The following is a 23,161-nucleotide window of genomic DNA, read 5'->3' as shown; positions in this document are numbered from 1 at the left end:
CGTACCCCTGCACAGCTGCGTTCTCACGCCGAACTAGATACTCTCACCCCACCACGTACGACGGCGTTACAGTGCCGCCGCAATGGCGTCACCGATGGTGCTGGTGGACCTGGGTGAGGCCGGGTTGCGGGTTGACACATCGGCTTTCACGGCCGCTTCGATCTTGGCCGCAGCACCGTTGTGTCCCAGATGGTGCAGCAGCAGGGCAGCTGAGAGGATGGCCGCGGTGGGATCCGCTTTCTGCTGGCCGGCAATGTCCGGGGCCGAACCATGGACCGGTTCAAACATGGACGGCGCGGTGCGGTCCATGTTGATGTTGCCGGAGGCGGCAAGGCCGATTCCGCCGGTGACCGCGGCTGCCAGGTCCGTAACGATGTCCCCAAAGAGGTTATCGGTGACGATGACATCGAAGCGGGCCGGATCGGTGACCAAAAAGATCATGGCCGCATCCACGTGCAGGTAGTCCACACTGACCAACGGGAATTCGGCAGCAACAGCTTCAACGGTGCGCTTCCACAGGTGCCCGGCATAGACCAACACGTTGTGCTTGTGCACGTAGGTGAGCTTCTTACGGGGGCGTTCGTTGGCGCGGCGGAAACCGTCCCGGACCAGACGCTCCACACCGAAGGCGGTGTTGACGGAGACCTCGGTGGCAACCTCGTGAGGTGTTCCCTTGCGCAGCACGCCGCCGTTGCCCACGTAGGGACCTTCGGTGCCTTCACGGACCACCACGAAGTCGATGGCGCCGGGGTTCGCCAGCGGTGAGGCCACGCCGTCGTACAGGAATGAGGGACGCAAGTTCACGTAATGATCCAGGGCGAAGCGCAGCTTCAGCAGCATCTCGCGCTCGATCAGCCCTGAGGGGATGGACGTGTCCCCGGGGGCAGCGCCAACAGCGCCGAAGAGGATGGCATCATGGCCGCGCAGGGCCTGGATGGTTTTCTCGGGCAGGGTCTCGCCGGTGGCCAGCCAGTGCTCGGCGCCGAGCTTGTAATCTGTCAGTGCCAGCTCAAGGCCCTCGGCGGAGGTGACCTTTTTCAGGACCTTCACAGCCTCTGCCGTCACCTCGGGGCCAATGCCGTCGCCAGCAATTACAGCAATGTCAATAACAGCAGTCTCAGTCGATGCGCTCATGAATTCAGCCTAGTCAAAGTATCCACATGATGGGCAAAGTGTCTCAGCATTTGGATGAGCCAGCAGATCTCCACCCACGGCAGGATGTCCTCGTGTGGGCTGCGCTCTAGAGTTATGGATGTGTTCATGCATTCCATCTACGACTGGTTCCTACGTCACCGCTTTGCCGTGGACTTTATCCTCATGGCCGTACTGTGGCTGGCACTGGCCCCCTTCAGCATGGTGACCTCCGTGTACGACGGCAACTACGCCTCCTCATGGTTGACCGTCCTCTTCGCCACGGCACTTGTCTTTCCGCTCGCGTGGCGGCGCACCCGAACCGTCATGGCCGGGTGCATCATCGCGGCAGTGGCGATCCTGCAGTGGGCTCTGTTCGTCCAGCCCATGCCGGCAGACATTGCCGTGCCGGTGATCGTGTACGCGCTGGCGGCGTTTGGCCCGCGCTGGGCCAGCCTGGGCGGGCTGGGTCTGGCCATGATTGGCTCGATCATGCTCGTCAGCCGCTTTTTCTATGACCTCACCTCCCGCTCCGTGGCTGACCTGCCGTACGGCGTGGTGACTGTGATAGCCGTCTGGGTGCTGGTGCTGTTCAGTTGGACAGCCGGGGATTTGACCCGCACCAAGCGGCTGCGGCAACAGGCCCTCTCAGACCGCGCACACCGGCTGGAGATTGAGGCACAGCACGAACGCGAACTGGCGGCCAGTGACGAGCGGGCCCACATTGCCCGCGAAATGCATGACATTGTGGCGCACTCCCTCTCCGTCATCATCACCCAGGCCGACGGCGCCCGGTACGCCGCCGTGGCCAACCCGGAGATCGCACCCGAAACCCTGGCCACGATTGCCCAGACCGGACGTAGCTCGCTGCAAGAAATGCGCCGCCTGCTGGGTGTGCTGCGCGGCGACGCCGAGGCATCGACCCGACCGCTGCCCGGCCTCATGGACTTGGACGAACTACTACTGGGCATCCGTGCCGCTGGCCTGCCAGTCACGGTTGAGGTGAAGGGCGGCGCCCGCCGGCTTCTGCCCCCGGGCGCAGAACTCACCGCCTACCGCGTAGTGCAGGAAGGCCTGACCAACACCATGAAGCACGCCGGCCCCAACGCGGAGGCCAGCGTCACCCTTGACTGGACCGCGCGCGGTCTGGACGTGTCGGTGCGGGACAACGGGAGGGACGCATCGGCGTCATACTCGGAGAAGGGATCCGGCGCACTGTCCGGGCCCGACGGCGGCAACGGCTTGCGCGGCATGGCCGAGCGGGTCAAGCTGTATGACGGCACCCTGCACACCGGCCCACTGCCAGGCGGCGGCTTCGGCATCACAGCATCCATCCCCTACACGGAGAACTGACTTTCATGACCCCCTCCCCCATTCGCGTGGCCCTTGTTGACGACCAGCAATTGGTCCGCTCCGGCTTTGGCATGCTGATCAATTCCCAGCCCGACCTTGAGGTGGTGCTGCAGGCCGGCAACGGCATCGAGGCACTGCAGGGGCTCGCGGCCACGGCGGCCGACGTGGTGCTCATGGACGTGCGCATGCCCGGCATGGACGGGCTGGAAACCACGCGCCGGCTCATGGAACGGACCAAGACGGCGCCCGCCGGTTCCTGGCTCTCGGAGCTGAAAATCGTGGTGCTGACAACCTTTGATTTGGACGAGTACGCCCTTGCCGCCATCCAGGCCGGAGCCAGCGGCTTCCTGCTCAAGGATGCCCCGCCGGAGGAACTACTCGGGGCTATTCGTACCGTTTTTGCCGGCGACGCCGTCATTGCTCCCTCCACCACGCGCCGCCTGCTGGACCATGTGGCGCCCATGCTTTCTGCCCCCAGCCCAGCCAACGACGCCAACACCATGGCCGTTTCCTCCCTAACGGCGCGTGAGCACGAGGTGTTTGTGCTGATCGCCAACGGCCTCTCCAACCCGGAAATTGCCGCTCAACTGTTCGTGTCCGAGGCCACCGTGAAGACGCACGTGGGGCACATCCTGGCGAAGTTGAACGCGCGCGACCGTGTCCAGGTGGTACTCATCGCGTACGAGACGGGCATCGTCTCCCCAAGGTAGCCCCGCTCCCCCACCACCAGCCCTCTCCCACCTTTGGCGCGGTCTTGCCGAACGCTATCCCGCCGAGCACAACGGCTGCGGCCCGTCGGGTAGGTGTGGCGGGCTGGCTCGGGAACCTCCGTCTCCTCGCTGGAGCCGGCCGAAATCCTGAAGAGCTTCGCGTTGCTCGTGGATCTTTTCCTGTTCGACAATGTCCTTGAACTGTTCGAGATCCGCAACGCCTTGGAGTCACATGCCGCCGCCGGCGGCAACTCCACGCTGACAGGTCTCATCAACTTGTTCCGCTCCCGGGGCAGACATTCAACATTTTCGACAGTGAAGAAGTTGCCACGGTGCGTGAAGTGAGTCCCCGCTCATCCAGAATGTGGCAGCACAATGTCTGCCTAGCCATCATGCAACACCTGTTGTTGCAGTTTTTCTAGGGCCGCCTGGTCAGCGGCGACCTCCACACTGCCGTGTGGCAAGATCAATGTCAGCACCTTCAAGCCAGGGGGCAAGTGACGTGCATTGCTGCCTGCCAGAGGCTTCGGAGAGTCAGAAACTTTAATGACTTCCAATACTGCCGGCTGACCCAAGGAGACCTCTGTGCCGGACATGACTTCTTGAAATAGGATTCGGTGTGGCTCGCAGGACACCGTTCCACCGGCCCAGATGTCATGCAATGATCCTGGACGGGACCCCGGATATCTTAGGTAGAGGAAGATTCCTCGCTCCTCCAAGGCGGCTTTGCGTTTCCGTGATTCCCGGGCGAACAGGTAAGACAGTCCGCCCCACCATAAAAGATTGAACAGGGTAGAAAAGATCCCATAGGACCAAGCGTTCCCGCTGGCCGCGTAAACGAGCACTGACACCATAGCCATCAGTACGATCATCAGCGGAATGGCAATCATTTTGTGCTGCCAGAGCCATTCCCTCATGTCTGCGCCAACCTTTCTGCGTATGCCTCTTAACCTCGAATCGGTCCTCACCGTAGTAGAACTTTTTGACGTTCAGGCCCCATGGTAATGGAGCCTACAGTTCCGCCCTGCCCCGAGTGTCCGCTGACTCTGCCCCGCCACAGCGCAAGGCACCTCCACCCACGGTAGGAGGGGCCGGCGTCGAACATCACGGCGATATCCACCCCGGCTCCGATCCCTGCGCCCGCCAAGCAAAATAGGCTGGTTCCATGACCATCACTCCTGAGAATTCACAGCGCACGCTGGCGGTTCAGGCCCGCGGCTTGCGCAAGACCTACGGCAAGGGCGAGACCGAGGTGACGGCCCTGAAGGGCGTTGACCTGAAGTTCCCGGCCGGCCAATTCACCGCCATCATGGGCCCCTCCGGCTCCGGTAAATCTACACTGATGCATTGCCTTGCCGGGCTGGATTCAGTCACCTCCGGCACCATCCACCTGGGCGAGACGGAACTAACCGCCCTCAACGACAAGGCGTTGACACAACTGCGCCGTGACCGGATCGGCTTCGTGTTCCAGGCTTTCAACTTGGTCCCGACGTTGAGTGCCGAAGCCAATATCACCCTTCCCGTGGCGCTGGCCGGCGGCACCGTAGATAATGAATGGTTCACGTTCATCACCTCCACGTTGGGCCTCACTGACCGCCTCAAGCACAAGCCGCACGAGCTCTCCGGCGGCCAGCAGCAGCGCGTGGCCGTGGCTCGTGCCCTACTCACCCGCCCCGACGTCATCTTCGGCGACGAACCCACCGGCAACCTCGATTCGCGCTCTGGCGCCGAGGTCTTGGGCATGCTGCGCCGCTCCTCTCGTGAGATGGGCCAGTCCATCATCATGGTCACGCACGACCCCGTGGCCGCCTCCTACGCCGACCGTGTTGTCTTGATGAACGACGGCGAGCTGGTGGGCGAACTGGAAAACCCCACCGCTGATTCGGTGCTGGCCTCGCTGGCATCACTGGGGGCCTAACTCATGCTGCAAGTTTCCCTGAGCCAACTCAAATCCCATTCGCGCCGCTTCATCGCCATCACCCTGGCCGTGCTGCTGGCAGTCGCCTTCCTCTCCGCCACCCTCATGGTCAACGCCTCCACGAAAGCCTCACTGAAGGAATCCCTGGGCCAGTCCTACGCCTCGGCGGACCTTGTCATCTCCCCTCCCACCCAAACCCCATTGACGACGGCGGAACTGGCCGCCGTGACGAGCTCACCTGTTGTTGGCGCCTCCTCTGGTCAGCGTCCATTGTTCCTGCAGACGAATCTGGGCAAGGCTTCCGTCGGCGCACAACTACGTGATGTGCCCACGGATCCGGCCCTGGAACCAGTGAAACTGCTCTCGGGTGCGTGGCCTACCAAGGATGCTGACGTGGTGGTTGACCGCGTCACGGCCGAGCGCAACTCACTTTCCCTGGGCAGCAAGGTCACCATGTCAGCGGATGCTGGCGGCAAGGAGCCTGCCTCACTGCACGCCACAGTCTCCGGCATCATGGCTGCCTCGTTCGACCCAATGTCATCTGGCACCGCACAGTTCGTGGGCACAACAGCCGCTGTGGAGAAACTCAGTTACCCCGATTCCGGCTTTACCGGCATCTCGGTGCTGCTCAAACCGGGCGTGTCTGTTGCAGATGCCAAGGCAGCCCTGGCCACCACGTTGGATCAGCCGGCGGACACAATCCTGACGCCGGATGAGCAGACTACGCAGCAGGTCTCTCTGTTGACCGGCGGCCAGGACCAGCTGACCATCGTGCTGCTCGCGTTCGCCGCCGTTGCCCTGCTGGTGGCGGCACTGGTTGTTTCAAACACTTTCTCCGTACTGGTGGCCCAGCGGACCCGCGAACTGGCCTTGCTGCGTTGTATTGGCGCCAGCCGTGCACAGGTGCGTAACTCCGTCATGGTCGAAGCCATAGCTGTTGGGTTTATTGCCTCGGTCCTAGGCGTGCTCGTCGCCACCGGCACCATGGCACTCGTTTTGACCCTACTGGGCCAAAATCCCAACTTTGCCTTCGCCACTTTGGCGGTGCCGCCGTCGGCCATTGTTGCCGGACTGGTTGTGGGCACATTGTTGACGGTGCTCGCCGCCCTGGTCCCGGCCCGGGCCGCAACTGCCGTGGCCCCGCTGGCCGCACTGCGTCCCGTTGACGATGCGAGCATGCACAACACCGGCGGCCGCGTGCGCCTGGTTATTGGTGTGGTGCTCCTGCTGGCCGGTGGCGCGGGCCTTGTGTACGGCGGCATTTCCACCAACCTGCTGATAGCTTTGCCTGCCGGAGCGGCATCCTTTGTGGGTGTCATCATGGCGGCCACGCTGTTCGTGCCCAAGCTCGTTGCGCTGGCTGGCACCCTCGCCGTGCCTGCCGGGGTGCCAGGCAAGATGGCTGCTGCTAACGCCGTGCGCAACCCGCGCCGGACCACGGCCACGGCGTCCGCCCTGCTCATTGGCGTCACGCTCGTGACCATGATGATGACAGGAGCAGCCACGGCCCGGCAGGCCTTCGACTCCCAGCTGGACAGCCGTTACCCCGTGGACCTGTCGGTGCAGGCCTACCCCGGCGAGCCGGCCATCACCGCGGATCAGCTCTCCGCCGCCGCAGCCCTGCCCGGCGTCAAACAGATCGCCCGGCTGGAATTGGTGGGCACGGTGACTGCCGGGGACCTACAGATTCCGGCTTACGGGATTCACGACGCCGATGCGGCGGCTCTGCTGGCAAATTCCGCTAACCGTCCCACACGGACCTCGGTGGTGCTGGCCAAAGATGTCAAGGCCACCACTGCCACGTTGAATTCCGGAACCCAGACCACCAACATCACCGCCACCCCGTCCACAACCTATGAACCCATGGCGGTGGTCTCCCTCGACGCGTTCCCGCCCGTTGCAGCGAATGACCCGCTGCGACGGGAGGCGGCAGCACCGTTGTGGATCTCCGTGGATGAATCGTTGGAGGCCAACGCCCTGATGGATTTGCGGACCTCGCTGGCTACGGCGCTGGGCGTCAACGAATATCAGGTCAGTGGGGACGTGCTGGAAAAGGCCACGTTCAACCAGGTCATCGACATGATGCTCCTTGTGGTCACGGCACTACTGGCCGTGGCCGTTTTCATTGCCCTGATCGGTGTAGCCAACACCCTGTCCTTGTCCGTGCTGGAACGGACCCGGGAGAACTCCCTGCTGCGGGCGCTTGGCCTGACACGTGGGCAGTTGCGCGGCATGCTGGCTCTAGAAGCGGTGCTCATTGCAGGCGTTGCCGCGATCATTGGTTCTGCCCTGGGTGCCGTATACGGCTGGGGCGGTGCGCAGGCAGCGCTGGGATCCTTTGCCGATGTCACGGCGGTCATTCCGTGGGGCCAAATCCTGACAGTTGTGCTGGTGGCGGTAGTTGCCGGGCTCTTGGCCTCCGTGGTCCCTGCCCGACTGGCCGCGAAGCTCTCCCCCGTTGAAGGTTTAGCGATGGACTGAGGCGGGTAATCGGCGTATGTTGCGGCCACCTCTGAATAAAGGACGGCGCTTGCGGATAAGGACGGTCGTAGACGACCGTCCTTATCCGCAAGCGCCGTCCTTTTCACGATTTGAGGTACATGGGCAACGCAACAAGTTATCCACAGGCGGGCCGGCTGCCTCTGCTTCGGCACGCTGCGTGATGAGACGCTTGATTCATGAGCACGCCACGACTGATAATTCCCGCCGACTTTGAAAAGTCAGGCCGAGACCGCCGGGAGCTGGTAGACCTGTGTAACAAGGGCCAGCTGACGCGGGTGCACCGTGGCGTTTACGTGAACAGCACTGAATTCCGCGAACTCAGCCCAATGCAGCGGTACGGCCTGACTGCCTCAGCTTTTCAGGTAGCAACCCCACAGCAACCCGTCTTCTGCCACGCAACGGCAGCACTCCTATGGGGATTGTGGATGGTCGGCGTACCGGAACGTCTGCATGTCATGACTGAGGCAATGCGAGGCGGACGGAACGAAAACGGGGTGGACCGCCACCGCGGCTCCATGACGGAGCGGGTACAACGGTGCGGCTCGTTCCTGCTGACAGGGAAAGTGGACACCGTCTTGCAGTTGATCCTCAGCTTTGATTTTCCCTATGCGGTTGCAATCTGTGACTCCAGCCTGCGCACCTCCAACCGCCAACGAGCCTACAACCACTTCACCGCTCGTGATGCGGAGCCGACACTGCGCACTCCGCTCTGGCAGAGCACTTACCCGCAGGGGCTGGCGCTGCGGCGCGAAGACCTCATTGCCGCGGCCGGTGAACTACCAACGAAGGCAGCGCAGAAGCGGGCTCTAGCTGTCATCCATTTCGCGTCTCCCTTGTCCGAGTCGGCGGGCGAATCGATCAGCCGCGCCAAGATGCACCTGCTCGGATTCCCCGCACCCGAACTACAAAAACACTTCATACTGCGAGACGGCAGCAACGCGTACACGGACTTCTGGTTCAAGGAACTCAATCTTGCCGGCGAGTTCGATGGCATGGGTAAATACCTGCGCGCTGACTGGGGTAGCGGACTGACTACCCAGCAGCGGGTCATAAAGGAAAAGTGGCGCGAGGATCAAATTCGAGCACAAGGTGTCAGGTTTGTCCGGTGGGATTGGAAGGACATCATGAACCAGGAGCGGTTCATTCGCGTGCTGCACGAGGCTGGACTTCGGCGGCAGTAGCCCGCTCGGCGAAAAGGGACGGCGTTCGCGGATAAGGACGGCGGGCTAACACCATCTTTATCCGCGAACGCCGTCCCATTCTCCAGATGCGTGCACCCTATGCCTCGACGGGCGCGGGTTCCTCGTACTTGGGAAAGATCGGCGCCGGAGCGGGCAGGACCGTACCGGGAACCAGAGGTGTGGCAATGGCAGCGAACTGGCGAACGGCGTCGTCCGCCGATCCCCCCTGGCCCAACACAGTTAGCAGCTTCGCCGAGGCATCCGGCATGACGGGCTGGATGAGGATCGAGACCATGCGCAGCACCTCGAGGGTCACATACAGCACGGTTTCCATACGGGGGACGTCAGTCTTGCGCAGCACCCAGGGGGCCTGGTCGGCGAAGTAGGCGTTGGTGTCTCCCAGAACGTGCCAGATCTTTTCCAGCGAGCCGTGGAAATCCTGGACCTGGTAGGTGGCGCGGGAATGTTCTAAAAGGGCACGGGCCGCGGCCAGAATGCTCTCATCGGCTTCGGTGAACTCGCCATGAGCCGGCACTACACCGGCGCAGTTCTTCGCCACCATGGACAGAGAACGCTGGGCCAGATTGCCTAAGTTGTTGGCGAGGTCGGAGTTCATCCGGCCCACCACGGCGTCATGGTTGTAGGAGCCGTCCGCGCCAAAGGGCACCTCGCGCAGCAAGAAGAAACGCACCTGGTCCAGGCCGTATTGGGCAACCCAATCGGCCGGAGCCACCACGTTGCCCAATGACTTGGACATCTTCACGCCGTTGTTGTGCAAGAAACCGTGGATCATGACGCGCTTGGGCAGTTCCAGCCCGGCAGACATGAGGAACGCCGGCCAGTACACGGCGTGGAAGCGGGAGATGTCCTTGCCAATGATGTGGACATCGGCGGGCCAGTACTTCTTGAATGCTTCGGAGTCCACATCCGGGTAACCAACGGCCGTGATGTAGTTGGTCAGCGCGTCAACCCACACGTACATGACGTGCTTGTTATTGCCCGGAACGGGAACGCCCCAGTCGAAGGTGGTGCGGCTGACGGAGAGATCTTCCAGCCCGCCCTTGACGAAGCTGATCACTTCGTTGAAACGGGTGCGTGGGGCACCAAATTCCGGCTGGTCGGCGTAGAGGGCCAGCAGCTTGTCCTGGTAGTTGGAGAGGCGGAAGAAGTAGCTTTCCTCTTCGGTCCAGGTCAGTTCCGTATCGGTGACCTTGGAGTAACGCTTGCCGTCCTCGCGCAGTTCCGTCTCGTCTTCGCCGTAGTAGGCCTCGTCACGGACCGAATACCAGCCCTCATATTTGCCCAGGTAGATATCCCCGGCATCTTCCATTTTCTTCCAGATGGCCTGTGATGCAGCGTAGTGATCGGCGTCCGTGGTGCGGATGAAACGGTCATAGCTGATGCCCAGCGCCTGGTGCGTGTCCTTGAAGATGGTGACATTGCGGTCCACGAGTTCCTTGGGACTCAGGCCTTCCTTCTCGGCCGTCTGCGCGATCTTCATGCCATGCTCATCCGTACCCGTCACGAACTTCACGTCATACCCGTCAAGGCGCTTGAAGCGTGCCATGGCGTCAGCTGCGATGTACTCGTAGGCGTGCCCAATGTGCGGATCGCCGTTAGGGTACGTAATGGCGGTGGTCAGGTAGTAAGGCGTCTTGGCCGAGTCAGTAGTGCTCACCCCATAAATTTACCGTGAAATCTGGGAATTGTTGATTCGTGTCCCCTCTGCCGTTGACGCACGACGGCGGCACCTACTCTGCGGTTAAACTCCGAAGTCGCGATCCCCTCGCGGCAGTAAGATTTCTGCGGTCGCAGGGCGACCTTGGAAATCCATCCCCGCTCCGGGAATCGCGACTTCAACTTTCGGCACTGGGGTCCCTTGGGAGGGCGTGGGGATTAGTCTTCCAGATCGACCTCACGGGCCATGGTGGCGCCAATTTCGGTCTTGATCGAATCCAGCAGCGCCTGCGGCACGGTGCTGTCCACAGTGATGAGGGCCAGTGCTTGGCCACCTTCGGTGTGGCGGGCAACCTGCATGCCGGCGATATTGACATTATTCTCGCCAAGGATACGGCCGAGGGTACCTACTACACCGGGACGGTCAGCGTAAGAGATCACCAAGAGGTGATCGCTCATGGGGATTTCCAGCTCGTAGCCATTGACGGCCACAATCTTTTGGATCTGCTTCGGGCCGGTCAAAGTACCTGAGACGGAGATCTGAGAATCGTCTGACAAGGCGCCGCGGATGGTCAGCACGTTGCGGTAATCGGTTGATTCCAGCGTGGTGATCAGGTTGGTCTTGATGCCGCGCTGCTGCGCCAGCACCGGTGCATTGACGTAGGAGACCTGCTCGGAAACTACGTCCTTGAAGACGCCCTTGAGCGCTGAAAGTTCCAGTGCCTTCACGTCCAGGGCGGCAATTTCGCCGGCCACTTCGACGTCGATCTGGGTCACCGAGGCGTGGGTCAGCGCGGTGAAGATGCGGCCCAGCTTCTCGATCAGCGGGATGCCGGGGCGGACCTCGGCGGCAATGACACCACCGGCCACGTTTACGGCGTCGGGCACCAATTCGCCGGCCAGGGCCAGGCGAACGGACTTGGCTACGGAAACTCCGGCCTTCTCCTGCGCTTCATCGGTGGAAGCACCCAGGTGCGGGGTGGCGATGACGTTATCCAGGCCCAGGAAGTCAACGTCGGTGGCTGGTTCCTTCACGAACACATCAATGCCGGCACCGGCAATTTCACCCTCACGCAAGGCAATGTTCAGCGCCGCCTCATCGATGAGACCGCCACGGGCCACGTTGATGACGTAAGCGGTCTTCTTCATTTTCGCGAAGGCCTCGGTACCGATCATGCCCAGGGTTTCCGGGGTGCGCGGCATGTGGATCGTGATGAAGTCGCCCTGTTCCAGCAGCTCATCGAGAGAGACAAGTTGCACGCCCAGGCTCGCGGCACGGGCAGAGGTGACGTAGGGGTCGTAGGCAATGATTTCCATGCCGAAGGCCTTGGCGCGTTCGGTGATCAGGGCGCCAATACGGCCCAGCCCGATGATGCCCAGCTTCTTTTCCAGCAGTTCCGTGCCGGTGTACTTGGAGCGCTTCCATTCGCCGTTTTTCAGTGCGGTGCTGGCGGCCGGGATGTGGCGGGCCAGGGAGAGGATGTGGCCAATGGTCAGCTCGGCGGCAGAAACAATGTTCGACGTCGGGGCGTTGACCACCATGACACCGGCCTGCGTTGCGGCCTTGATATCAACGTTGTCCAGCCCCACGCCGGCACGGGCAATGACCTTCAAGTTCTTGGCAGCAGCAATGGCTTCGGCATCCACCTGCGTTGCGGAGCGGACCAGGATCGCATCGACGTCAACAATGGCGGACAGCAGAGCGGCACGGTCAGCTCCGTCCGTCTGGCGGATCTCAAAATCGGGGCCTAATGCCTCGATCGTTGCGGGCGAAAGTTCCTCCGCGAGGAGTACTACTGGTTTGGTGGCGCTCACCTGTGACCTCTTTAGCTTGTCGTTTAGTGTTCTTGTGGGGATTTTGGTGAATGGTTTTTGTGGTGCCCTAGCAACGACAAAAGCCGGTCTCCAGTTTATGGGAGACCGGCTTCGGTGCCGTAATATATGGCGGGAAGTCCGACGTAAGCGATATAAATCACATGATCTACGTCGCATTTGTCCAACACCAGGACGTAGAGCCCTGGGCCCACATTCCCGAGGGACCCAACTGTTGGTTCGCTAGCGAACCAACAGTTGGGAGGGAATGGGGACTAGCGGGAGACTGAACCGTCGGTGTAGTCGTCGCTGTTGGTGGAGATCCAGGAGAACAGCTTGCGCAGTTCGCGGCCTGTGGACTCGATGGGGTGCTCTTCGCCCTTCTTGCGCAGTGCCAGGAACTCGGGAGCGCCGGCATCCTGGTCCTCGATGAAGCGAGTGGCGAACGCACCGCTCTGGATATCGGCCAGAACAGCCTTCATGTTTTCCTTCACCTCGGGGGTGATGACGCGCGGGCCGGAGACGTAGTCGCCGTATTCTGCGGTGTCGGAAACGCTCCAGCGCTGCTTGGCAATGCCACCTTCCCACATGAGGTCAACAATGAGCTTGAGCTCGTGCAGCACCTCGAAGTAGGCGATTTCGGGCTTGTAGCCAGCTTCGGTCAGAACTTCAAAGCCGTACTGAACCAGCTGTGAGGCGCCGCCACAGAGAACGGCCTGCTCGCCGAACAGGTCCGTTTCGGTCTCTTCGGTGAAGGTGGTCTCGATGACCCCTGCTCGGGTTCCGCCGATGCCCTTGGCATAGGACAGAGCCAGGGCGCGGGCGCCACCGGTGAAGTCCTGCTCAACAGCGATCAGGTCGGGGATGCCGCGGCCTGCTTCGAATTCGCGGCGTACGGTGTGACCCGGTGCCTTCGGAGCAACCAGAGCAACGTCAACGTCAGCCGGGGGCGTGATGTAGCCAAAGCGGATGTTGAAGCCGTGGCCGAAGAACAGGGCGTCGCCAGCCTTCAGGTTCGGGGCAATGTCCTCGGCGTAAACGAAGCGCTGGACCTGGTCCGGGGTCAGGATCATGATGAGGTCAGCTTCAGCCGTTGCCTCAGCAACGCTGAGGACGCGCAGGCCCTCTGCCTCTGCCTTGGCGATGGACTTGGAGCCCGCCTTCAGGCCAACGCGAACGTCAACGCCGGAGTCGCGCAGGCTCAGTGCGTGTGCGTGTCCCTGGCTGCCGTAGCCGATAACGGCGACCTTGCGACCCTGGATGATTGACAGGTCTGCGTCGTCGTCGTAAAACATTTCGGTCACTGTGTAACTCCTTGAATAAATGGTGTGTGGTGCTTTATCAAAAGTATTTCATCCAGGACCTGCCCTGCAGGTCCCGGTGGGCCGTGCGCTAGGAAGCGCGCAGCGCCCGATCGCTCATGGAACGGCTTCCCCGCCCAACGGCCAAGGTGCCTGATTGCACGATTTCCCGGATCCCGAAGGGCTCCAGGACTGCGAGCAAGGCGGCCAGCTTGTCAGCATAGCCAGTGGCTTCAATGGTCAGCGAGTCTGTGGACACGTCAACCACCGAGGCACGGAAGAGATCTGCAGCTTGGGTTACTTGCAGTCTCGTCGCGGCGTCCGCACGCACCTTGACCAGGATGTGGTCCCGCTGCACGGAATTCTCTGGAACGAGTTCAACGATCTTAATGACGTTGACCAGCTTGTTCAGTTGTTTGGTGACTTGTTCAATCAAGTCCCCGTCTGCATCAACCACTACCGTCATGCGGGAAATACCCACAATCTCGGTGGGGCCAACAGCAAGTGAGTTGATATTGAAGGCGCGGCGGGCAAACATGCTGGCCACCCGGGTCAATACACCGGGCTTATCTTCAACCAGTACGGAAAGAGTATGTCTTGTCATGCCTTAGTCCTCCTCGTCCCATACGGGGGTCATGTTGCGGGCAACTTGAATCTGGTCGTTGCTGACCCCTGAGGGCACCATCGGCCACACCATGGCGTCCGGGCTCACCACGAAATCAATGATGACCGGGCGGTCATTGATGGCCAAGGCTGCCTCAATGGTGGCGTCAATGTCCTCAACGCGTTCACAGCGCAGGCCAACACAATCATAGGCATCCGCCATCTTTACAAAGTCCGGCACACGGATACTGTCATGGCCCGTGTTGAGGTCGGTGTTGGAGTAGCGGCTGTTGTAGAACAGCGTCTGCCACTGGCGCACCATGCCCAAGGACGAGTTGTTGATGATGGCAACCTTGATGGGAATGTTGTTGATCCGGCAGGTGGCCAGTTCCTGGTTGGTCATCTGGAAACAGCCGTCACCGTCAATGGCCCAGACCACACGGTCCGGGTTGCCCACCTTGGCCCCCATGGCCGCAGGCACCGAGTAGCCCATGGTCCCGGCGCCGCCGGAGTTCAGCCAGGCGCGGGGGCGCTCGTACTTGATGAACTGCGCAGCCCACATTTGGTGCTGACCAACGCCTGCAGCGTAGACGCCTTCAGGACCCGTCAGTGCACCAATGCGTGAGATGACTCGTTGTGGGGACATGAGCCCGTCTTCGGGTTCAGTCCAACCCAACGGGTAGGTGTCCCGCAAATTGCCCAGGAACGCCCACCAGTCGCTGAGGTTCGGGGTTCCGCCGCTCTCAAACTCGGCTTTGACGGCCGTCACGAGGTCCGGGATGATCTCCTTCAAGGAGCCCACAATAGGGACATCGGCGGTGCGGTTCTTGGAAATTTCCGCGGGGTCAATGTCAGCGTGAATGACCTTGGCATGGGGAGCGAAACTGCTCAGTACCCCTGTGACTCGGTCATCGAACCGGGCACCCAACGTGATGAGCAGATCGGATTGCTGCAAGGCTGTCACGGCGGAGACCGTGCCGTGCATGCCGGGCATGCCTACGTGCAGATCATGTGAATCGGGGAACGCGCCGCGTGCCATCAAGGTGGTGACCACGGGGGCGCCCGTGAGTTCGGCCAAAACCAGCAGTTCCGCGGAAGCGTTGGCCTTGACCACGCCACCGCCTACGTAGAGGACAGGCTTCTTGGCTTCGCGGATCAGGCGGGCAGCCTCTCGCAGCTGCTTGGAATGGCCGCGGAAAACAGGGCGGTAGCCGGGCAGGTCAATGACGGGGGGCCAGGAGAAGGTCATTTGGCCAACCTGGGCGTCCTTGGCAACGTCCACGAGGACGGGACCGGGGCGCCCGGTTGAGGCAAGGTGGAAAGCCTCGGCCAGCACGCGGGGAATGTCATTGGGGTCGGTCACCAAGTACGAGTGCTTGGTGATCGGCATGGTGATGCCAACAATGTCAGCTTCCTGGAAAGCGTCGGTGCCGATGACAGAACTGGAGACCTGACCGGTGATGGCCACCAGGGGAACCGAGTCCATGTGGGAATCCATAATGGCGGTGACGAGGTTGGTAGCGCCCGGACCGGAGGTAGCGATGCAAACGCCCACCTCACCGGTCACCATGGCGTAGCCCTGGGCAGCGTGCCCGGCACCCTGTTCGTGACGGACCAGAATGTGATTCAGATCTGATGCCATCAGCGGATCATAGGTGGGAAGAATGGCGCCACCAGGCAGACCAAAAATGTCTTTGACACCCAATTCTTCAAGTGAACGGACAAGTGCCTCGGAGCCGCTCATCTGGACAGGCGCCACAACATTGTTGGGACCCAGGACGGCGGAGGCTTGGTTTGCGGTGCTGACCACGCCTGAGTGGCTGCTCGTTTGCGCACCGTGCCCGGGGGACTTTGCTGCCATCAGCGCTGGGCTGGCGGGCGTTCCTTTGCTCATCGGTTCTTTCCTTCGGGGAAACTCTTGGCTCTCGGGTATTTCATCTGCAGTTGCGTCCACTTCTGGATGGTGTACGCAGTGTTACAAGTTGCCGCTGGTGGTGGAAACAAAAAAACCCCTCTTGCCCATAAGGCTCTCATCGAGGGGTTTGCACGTGTTGTGACGTTTTCTCATTCGTAAAAGCCACAAGTCAGCGACCAAGGGTGTGGTCGCTTCACATCACGTGCTAGCTAATGACGGCTAGGAGCTTTCGTTGCATGTGTTTAGTCTCCCGTTTTACGCTCTTGAGTGTCAAACGGCCAACTCTAGCATCTCACTATGTGGACCCAGTGTCCACTCTGTGGGCATGGTGGTGCCCGTTACCCCGCTTCCCACAAACCGCCAGAAGGCGGCTAGTTGCAATAGGCCCCTGTGGAGGCACTGTTGACCAACTTGGCATACTTGGCCAAAACACCTGTTGTGAACTTGCCCGGAAGCGGCTCCCACCCCACCTTGCGTGCCTCCAACTCCGCTGGCTCCACCAAGAGGTCAAAGGTGCGCGCGGCAATATCAACGCGAATGGCGTCCCCATCCCTGACAAAGGCGATGGGCCCGCCGTCCACGGCTTCGGGAGCCACATGACCAATACACAGCCCGGTGGTGCCACCGGAAAAGCGGCCATCGGTCAATAGCAGCACATCCTTGCCCAACCCGGCGCCCTTAATGGCACCGGTGATGGCGAGCATCTCGCGCATGCCGGGACCACCCTTGGGACCCTCGTAACGGATCACCACAACATCACCGGCTTGAATCTCACCACGGCCAAGCGCCTCCAGGGCGCCCTGCTCACGCTCAAAAACACGGGCGCTACCTTCAAAGACGTCCAGATCAAAGCCTGCACTCTTGACCACTGCCCCGTCCGGAGCCATCGATCCGTGGAGCACAGTGATGCCGCCCGTTTTGTGGATTGGATTCGAGATGGCACGCAGAACCTTGCCATCCGGGTCCGGCGGGTTAATCTCGGCCAAGTTCTCGGCCACTGTTTTGCCTGTCACGGTGAGGCAATCGCCATGGAGGAGCCCGGCGTCGAGCAATGCCTTCATGATGACAGGCACTCCGCCGATCTTGTCGACGTCGAACATCACGTAGCGGCCAAAGGGTTTCAGATCGCCTAGGTGCGGGACCTTATCGCCAATGCGGTTGAAGTCGGCAAGGCTCAGATCAACGTTAGCTTCGCGGGCAATGGCCAGCAGGTGCAGAACGGCATTAGTGGAACCTCCAAAGGCCATGGTGACGGCAATGGCATTCTCAAAAGCCTTCTTCGTCATAATGTCGCGGGCACGGATGCCCTTTTCCAGCAGATGCACCACGGCTTCGCCGGACTTGCGCGCGTACATGTCACGGCGCCGGTCAGCGCTGGGCGGTGCAGCCGAACCGGGAAGAGACATACCCAGGGCCTCGCCAATACAGGCCATGGTATTGGCCGTGTACATGCCGCCGCAGGCACCTTCACCGGGACAAATGGCGCGCTCAATGGAATCCAGATCTTTCATGCTCATCTTGCCGGCGGCGCAGGCCCCCACCGCCTCGAAGGCGTCAATCAAGGTGACTTCCTTCTCCGTGCCATCCTCTAATTTGGCGAAGCCGGGCATGATGGAGCCGGCGTAAAGGAACACGCTGGCAAGGTTGAGCCGTGCGGCAGCCATGAGCATGCCGGGCAAGGACTTGTCACAGCCGGCAAGGAGAACGGAGCCGTCCAACCTCTCGGCCATCATGACTGTTTCCACGGAGTCCGCAATGACTTCGCGTGAGACGAGGGAGAAGTGCATACCCTCGTGCCCCATGGAAATGCCGTCGGAGACGGAAATAGTGCCGAATTGCATGGGAAAACCGTCTGCAGCGAAGACGCCTTCCTTGGCGCCTTGGGCCAGACGGTTTAAAGAAAGGTTGCACGGGGTGATTTCATTCCACGAACTCGCTACACCGATCTGGGGCTTGCGGAAGTCATCGTCCCCCATACCCACTGCCCGGAACATGCCACGGGCGGGGGCCGCATGGATGCCATCGGTGACCACCCGGCTTCGGGGCTTAATGTCCGGGCGCCCATCGGCGGTGCGTACAACTGTGTCTTCCGGCTCAACAGAATTCGTTTCTACGCTCATGGGCGCCAGTCTATGGCGCAAGCGTGAAGTGCGCCACTTTAGGTGGTTTGCCGGCGGGTGGCGGTACTGGAGGCGGCTTGGCGGCTCGCGCTGGTGGGGGCTAGCCGGGCTTGCATGTACCCAGCGGCATTTTGCAGAGAATTTATTTGAGCAAATTCCCCGGAATAACAAGGATCTCAGGACCTCAGAATGTGATCCCTGCCGCAAAAGAGGCAAAATCTGACTAATCGATTTCACACCCGCACAAAAAAGCCGTATAGTTTCATGTCGTTGCAAAGAACACAGCAGACACAATCTGCTGAGTGCCACTGCAGCGAAGATGCACCCCTAGCTCAATTGGCAGAGCAATTGACTCTTAATCAATGGGTTTCCGGTTCAAGTCCGGAGGGGTGCACAGAGTAAGGCCGTTCCGGCATTGGTAACAACTAGTGCTGGAACGGTTTTTTACTGCAGTAAAAAAATACGCACCCCTAGCTCAATTGGCAGAGCAATTGACTCTTAATCAATGGGTTTCCGGTTCAAGTCCGGAGGGGTGCACAGGGTAAAACCGCTCCAACACTGGCAAGCGCCGGGGTTGGAGCGGTTTTTTGTTGCCCTTTTTGAAGTTGTCAGCAGCGCACGGCGCCAATTTGGCCCCTAACCCGCTACCACATCAGGCCGGCTGACCGATGAGGCCCGCTAACCCATCTGGTGCACCGGCGGCCAAAGTGCTGACAGGGCCGGATTCGTGCCCCGCAGCACACCTCACCTAGGCTGAAAACAAGATTTTCACCTTCCACCTTTCAGGAGCACCCATGACTGAACGTCTTGTCCCCGGCGATCCGGCCCCCGCATTCAACTTGCCCAACGCGGACGGCGGCACTACCTCGCTGGCAGACTTCGCCGGCCAGAAAGTGGTTTTGTTCTTCTACCCGGCAGCCATGACTCCAGGTTGCACCAAACAGGCTTGCGATTTCCGTGACAGCCTTGCTTCCTTGCAGGGCGGTGGCTATAAGGTGTTGGGCATCTCCCCCGACCCCGTCTCCAAGCTGGAAAAATTCAAGGCTCGGGATGAATTGAATTACCCGCTCCTTAGCGACTCGGACCATAGCGTTGCTCTCGCCTACGCGGCCTGGGGTGAGAAGAAGAATTACGGGAAGACCTACGAAGGTTTGATCCGTTCCACCATTGTTCTCGACGAGAGCGGCAGCGTTGAGGTGGCCCAGTACAACGTGCGCGCCACCGGCCACGTGGCCAAGTTGCGCCGTGACTTGAAAATCGACGCCGCCTAACAGCTGCCGGCTAGCCGCCTGACCCAAGCATGAGAAAGGCCCCTTACCGAGGAATCCTCGAATAAGGGGCCTTTTTCTAGTGCGCAAGAGGGGACTTGAACCCCTACGCCCGAAGGCACAGGTACCTAAAACCTGCGTGTCTACCAATTCCACCACTCGCGCATGTGCATTGAAGCATGAACAATACTACCGTCTCCTCCGGGTAGTTTTAACCACAGCGGTCCTAACCCTGAGGAAGCCACCAGAATCAGCCACTATGATAAGTGGCTGATGGAGAGTCCGTGCTGCAAGGAGAACCCGAACGTGCCATGCCCTGCCAACCCAGTGCGCAAGGTGACCCAGTGCCCCTGAGTATCCTGCGAACCACAGCCCTGGCCGCCATCGTTCTTCTGGGCGCAACTTCCTGCACTGCTCCTGCGCCCCAATCCCCCAGTACCACGGCGGCACCCACCCACGCCGTGACGCCCACCGTGTTCAATTTCGGTACGGGATCTGACCCGCTGGGTTTTGATCCGGCGCTGGTTGCGGACACGGAGTCGTACCGGGTAACACGCCAGATCATGGAGGGGCTGGTGACCATCAATCCGGTCACAGGGGCACCGGCACCAAGCCTCGCCACGAAATGGGTAGAGGATGCGGATGGGCTGCACTACACCTTCACCCTGCGCAAGGGTGTTTCTTTCCATGACGGGACCCCGTTTAACGCAGCGGCCGTGTGCGCCAACTTTGAGCGCTGGTACTCCCTGCCTCCGGCAATCCGCGCAGACGGCTCCACGTCCACCTTCAAACAAGTGTTCCGTGCCTTCAGCGACGATCCGGAAAACTCCCTCTATGAAGGCTGTACGGTTGATGACCCGCTGACGCTCACCCTGGGGTTGAAGACGCGGCTCACCGGATTCCTGCAGGCACTGACCGTGCCAGCCTTTGCCATCTCCTCCCCCACGGCGTTGAAGTCCTTTACCGCCAATGTGCTGGACCGCTCCTTCGCCGGGAACAAGGTGTCCCGCTATGGATTGCATCCTGTGGGCACCGGACCGTTCACCTTTGGGCAGGCCTCCGCAGGGTCTGTGACCATGAACGCCAACAAAAACTATTGGGGTGAAAAGGGTCAGATCACCGTCTTGAACTTCAAAACCTTCGAACAGCCCGAAACCAGGCTGGCGGCCTTGGACGAGGGCTCCATCGATGGCTTTGACCCGGTCACGCCCAGTAATTTTGACAAGCTCATCAAGAGCGGAAAGCAGGTCCTGCAACGGGATCCCTTCTCTGTCATGTATCTGGGTATCAACCAGAGAGTCCCTGTACTGGCTGATCTGAAGGTGCGCGAGGCCATCGCATCAGCCATTGACAAGGCAACGCTTGCCAATAACTTCTTCATTGGCGGAACGGCCACTACCGCGCAGTTCATCCCCCCCAAGCTCAGCGGCTTCAATAATGCCGTGGAAGGCATTGGCTACGATCCACAGAAAGCAAAAACGCTCCTGGCAGGCTCCAGTTACAAGGGTGAAGAGCTCAGGTTTTACTATCCCACCAACGCCGCACGCACTTATTTGCCCACCCCTGAAAAGGTCTACGCCCAAATTGCTGTTGAACTGACAAAAGTTGGCTTCAACATCAAACCCGTCCCGATCCCGTGGAACGAAGGCTATCTGGCCGCCGTCACGGGAGACGGCAATCATGCCCTCAGCCTCATGGGATGGAACGGCAGCTATGCGGACCCGGACAATTTTGTGGGCCCCATCTTCGGCTCCCCGGGCAGCGAACTGGGACTGGTGGATCCGCAGCTGGTGTCCAAAATCACCCGGGCACGCAGCATGCCCAACGGAGCGGACCGTGTGGCCGCTTATGAGTCCATCAGCAAACAAATTGCAGCCACCGTCCCGGCTGTGCCCATCGTCTTTCCCATCTCCGCCATTGCCCTCTCTGACCGGGTGCTGTCCTATCCGTTGAGCCCGGTGCTCAATGAGGTCTTCAATGCCGTGCAGCTGGCTCCCCCTGCGCCAGGCTGAACCAGCCCGGTGCGGCACGCAGGCATTCTGAACCAGCCTGCCGCGGCACTTCAGGCGGGAACGAAGGCACGCCCTGCGGGGAACACGGTGCTGATTTATGCTTAGAGTCCTTGCCGCGATACGCTTCTAGCGCTAGGAAGAGCCTCTACTGGAGTTGACTGTGACCTTCATTTCGAACACCAAAGACGCTGACGTTGTCCTCATTGGAGGCGGCATCATGAGCGCAACGCTGGGCACTATGCTCAAGCAGCTGGAACCTAACTGGAAGATTGTGCTCTTTGAACAGCTCGATACTCCCGGTTTGGAGTCCTCCAGCCCCTGGAACAACGCGGGCACCGGACACTCGGCACTGTGTGAGCTTAACTACTCACCGGCGGCCGCAGACGGTTCAGTAAACCCGGCCAAGGCCATCAGCATTAACGAACAATTTCAACTCTCACGCCAGTTTTGGGCGCACCTGGTGGACGAATCATTGATCGGCTCTCCCAAGGGCTTCATCAACACCGTGCCGCATATGAGCTTTGTGATTGGTGAGGCGCACCGCAAGTTCCTCAAGGCCCGCCATGAGTCGCTGTCGGCAAACCCCGTGTTTGCCTCCATGGAGTACTCCGAGGACCCCGCGAAGATCGCCCAGTGGGCGCCTCTGGTCATGAAGGGCCGTGATCCCCAACAGGTTGTCAGCGCCACCCGCGCCGCTGAAGGCACGGATGTGGACTTTGGCGCTCTGACCCGCGAGCTCATGGGCTACATGGACAAGAACGGTGTGGAGATTAACTACGGCACCACCGTGACCGATCTGGCCCGCACCACTGACGGCGGCTGGGATGTTGGGCTCAAGCACCCCACCTCAGGCGAACACGGCAAGGTGAAGGCCAAGTTCGTCTTCATCGGCTCCGGTGGCGGCGCCCTGCACCTGCTGCAGAAATCAGGCATTCCCGAGGGTAAGGGCTTTGGCGGGTTCCCCGTCTCCGGCCAGTTCTTCCGCTGCACTGATCAAAAACTCGCTGCCAAGCACAGCGCCAAGGTCTACGGCCAAGCATCCGTGGGCGCCCCGCCCATGTCCGTGCCGCACCTGGACACCCGCTACGTTGACGGCCAGCGTTCCTTGCTGTTCGGCCCCTACGGCGGATTCTCCACCAAGTACCTCAAGACCGGCAGCTACATGGACCTGCCCGGCTCCATCCGCCCCAATAACATCATCCCCATGCTCGCCGTGGGCAAGGACAATCTGGACTTGGTCAAGTACTTGGTCACCGAGGTCACAAAAACCCATTCCGGCAAGGTGGATGCACTCCACGAGTACTTCCCCGAAGCGGACGGGAAGGACTGGGAGCTGATCACGGCAGGCCAGCGGGTTCAGATCATCAAGAAGGATGCCAAGAAGGGCGGAGTGCTCCAGTTCGGCACTGAAGTCATCACGGCAGCCGACGGCACCTTGTCAGCCCTGCTCGGTGCATCGCCCGGAGCATCCACGGCCGTGCCGATTATGCTGGAACTGTTGCAGCGCTGCTTCCCACGCCAGTACAAATTTCACTGGCAGGATTCATTGCGCACCATGATGCCCACCTATGGCACAAAGCTCAATGAAAATGCCGAACTCTTTGAAAAGAGCCTGGCTGCCACGGCAGCTTCTTTGCAGTTGAAGTAACGAGGGGGCC

General features: G+C 60.7%; 17 protein-coding genes and 3 tRNA genes. 11 read left to right on the top strand and 9 right to left on the bottom strand.

The genetic code is table 11. The features are described 5' to 3' along the window. Window positions 1-66: 66 nt before the first annotated feature. Window positions 67-1,134, bottom strand: coding sequence for a 3-isopropylmalate dehydrogenase (locus ABIB48_RS10730; protein ID WP_110106703.1), 1,068 nt, complete (start codon window positions 1,132-1,134; stop codon window positions 67-69). Between the two features lie 126 nt (window positions 1,135-1,260). On the opposite strand from ABIB48_RS10730, the gene ABIB48_RS10725 reads away from it, so the two are divergent. The 3 genes from ABIB48_RS10725 to ABIB48_RS10715 all read left to right on the top strand — a co-directional run bounded on the left by ABIB48_RS10725 (window position 1,261) and on the right by ABIB48_RS10715 (window position 3,539). Next, window positions 1,261-2,484: a sensor histidine kinase gene (locus ABIB48_RS10725; protein WP_396334197.1), complete on the top strand. Its 1,224-nt coding sequence runs from the start codon at window positions 1,261-1,263 to the stop codon at window positions 2,482-2,484. 5 nt (window positions 2,485-2,489) lie between these two features. After that, a complete protein-coding gene (locus ABIB48_RS10720) occupies window positions 2,490-3,194 on the top strand; it encodes a response regulator (protein ID WP_315913150.1) in 705 nt (234 codons plus the stop codon). A gap of 168 nt (window positions 3,195-3,362) precedes the next feature. Further along, window positions 3,363-3,539 carry a hypothetical protein gene (locus ABIB48_RS10715; protein WP_170120973.1) on the top strand — a complete coding sequence of 59 codons (177 nt, stop codon included), beginning with the start codon at window positions 3,363-3,365 and terminating at the stop codon, window positions 3,537-3,539. Between the two features lie 38 nt (window positions 3,540-3,577). On the opposite strand, the gene ABIB48_RS10710 is transcribed toward ABIB48_RS10715, so the two are convergent. Then, window positions 3,578-4,111 (bottom strand): hypothetical protein, encoded by a 534-nt coding sequence (locus ABIB48_RS10710; RefSeq protein ID WP_110106700.1) that lies wholly within the window; start codon window positions 4,109-4,111, stop codon window positions 3,578-3,580. 248 nt (window positions 4,112-4,359) lie between these two features. Between ABIB48_RS10710 and ABIB48_RS10705 the strand changes: the two genes are divergently transcribed. From ABIB48_RS10705 to ABIB48_RS10695, 3 genes are all read left to right on the top strand, one after another. Continuing rightward, window positions 4,360-5,112 carry an ABC transporter ATP-binding protein gene (locus ABIB48_RS10705; RefSeq protein WP_110106699.1) on the top strand — a complete coding sequence of 251 codons (753 nt, stop codon included), beginning with the start codon at window positions 4,360-4,362 and terminating at the stop codon, window positions 5,110-5,112. 3 nt (window positions 5,113-5,115) lie between these two features. After that, window positions 5,116-7,593, top strand: a complete 2,478-nt coding sequence (locus ABIB48_RS10700; protein WP_354212953.1) for an ABC transporter permease — start codon at window positions 5,116-5,118, stop codon at window positions 7,591-7,593. Between the two features lie 197 nt (window positions 7,594-7,790). After that, window positions 7,791-8,795 carry a type IV toxin-antitoxin system AbiEi family antitoxin domain-containing protein gene (locus tag ABIB48_RS10695; RefSeq protein ID WP_354212952.1) on the top strand — a complete coding sequence of 335 codons (1,005 nt, stop codon included), beginning with the start codon at window positions 7,791-7,793 and terminating at the stop codon, window positions 8,793-8,795. Window positions 8,796-8,892: 97 nt separating this feature from the next. On the opposite strand, the gene metG is transcribed toward ABIB48_RS10695, so the two are convergent. The 6 genes from metG to ilvD form a co-directional block, all read right to left on the bottom strand. Continuing rightward, complete coding sequence (metG, locus tag ABIB48_RS10690) at window positions 8,893-10,473, bottom strand: methionine--tRNA ligase (RefSeq protein ID WP_315913145.1); 1,581 nt, start codon at window positions 10,471-10,473, stop codon at window positions 8,893-8,895. A gap of 218 nt (window positions 10,474-10,691) precedes the next feature. Then, window positions 10,692-12,287 (bottom strand): phosphoglycerate dehydrogenase, encoded by a 1,596-nt coding sequence (gene serA, locus ABIB48_RS10685; RefSeq protein WP_354212951.1) that lies wholly within the window; start codon window positions 12,285-12,287, stop codon window positions 10,692-10,694. 272 nt (window positions 12,288-12,559) lie between these two features. Beyond that, the gene (gene ilvC, locus ABIB48_RS10680; RefSeq protein WP_110106694.1) at window positions 12,560-13,588 is read right to left on the bottom strand and encodes a ketol-acid reductoisomerase; all 1,029 of its coding nucleotides are present in this window, start codon (window positions 13,586-13,588) and stop codon (window positions 12,560-12,562) included. 88 nt (window positions 13,589-13,676) lie between these two features. Then, a complete protein-coding gene (gene ilvN / locus ABIB48_RS10675; protein WP_110106693.1) occupies window positions 13,677-14,189 on the bottom strand; it encodes an acetolactate synthase small subunit in 513 nt (170 codons plus the stop codon). Window positions 14,190-14,192: 3 nt separating this feature from the next. Beyond that, window positions 14,193-16,082 carry an acetolactate synthase large subunit gene (locus tag ABIB48_RS10670; protein ID WP_315913143.1) on the bottom strand — a complete coding sequence of 630 codons (1,890 nt, stop codon included), beginning with the start codon at window positions 16,080-16,082 and terminating at the stop codon, window positions 14,193-14,195. Between the two features lie 392 nt (window positions 16,083-16,474). Beyond that, a complete protein-coding gene (gene ilvD, locus ABIB48_RS10665; RefSeq protein WP_110106691.1) occupies window positions 16,475-18,223 on the bottom strand; it encodes a dihydroxy-acid dehydratase in 1,749 nt (582 codons plus the stop codon). Window positions 18,224-18,544: 321 nt separating this feature from the next. On the opposite strand from ilvD, the gene ABIB48_RS10660 reads away from it, so the two are divergent. From ABIB48_RS10660 to bcp, 3 genes are all read left to right on the top strand, one after another. Further along, window positions 18,545-18,617: transfer RNA gene (locus tag ABIB48_RS10660), tRNA-Lys, on the top strand. Window positions 18,618-18,687: 70 nt separating this feature from the next. Beyond that, window positions 18,688-18,760, top strand: a tRNA-Lys gene (locus ABIB48_RS10655). 257 nt (window positions 18,761-19,017) lie between these two features. Continuing rightward, window positions 19,018-19,494, top strand: coding sequence for a thioredoxin-dependent thiol peroxidase (gene bcp / locus ABIB48_RS10650; RefSeq protein ID WP_110106690.1), 477 nt, complete (start codon window positions 19,018-19,020; stop codon window positions 19,492-19,494). A gap of 80 nt (window positions 19,495-19,574) precedes the next feature. Here the strand turns inward: bcp and ABIB48_RS10645 are convergent. Continuing rightward, window positions 19,575-19,656, bottom strand: a tRNA-Leu gene (locus ABIB48_RS10645). A gap of 119 nt (window positions 19,657-19,775) precedes the next feature. On the opposite strand from ABIB48_RS10645, the gene ABIB48_RS10640 reads away from it, so the two are divergent. Beyond that, window positions 19,776-21,503: an ABC transporter substrate-binding protein gene (locus tag ABIB48_RS10640; protein ID WP_354212950.1), complete on the top strand. Its 1,728-nt coding sequence runs from the start codon at window positions 19,776-19,778 to the stop codon at window positions 21,501-21,503. Window positions 21,504-21,663: 160 nt separating this feature from the next. After that, a complete protein-coding gene (locus ABIB48_RS10635) occupies window positions 21,664-23,151 on the top strand; it encodes a malate:quinone oxidoreductase (protein WP_315913140.1) in 1,488 nt (495 codons plus the stop codon). Window positions 23,152-23,161: the final 10 nt, after the last annotated feature.

Source organism: Arthrobacter sp. UYCu511, from assembly GCF_040547105.1.
Taxonomy (GTDB): domain Bacteria; phylum Actinomycetota; class Actinomycetes; order Actinomycetales; family Micrococcaceae; genus Specibacter; species Specibacter psychrochitiniphilus.
This window is presented reverse-complemented; position numbering and strand designations above follow the sequence as displayed.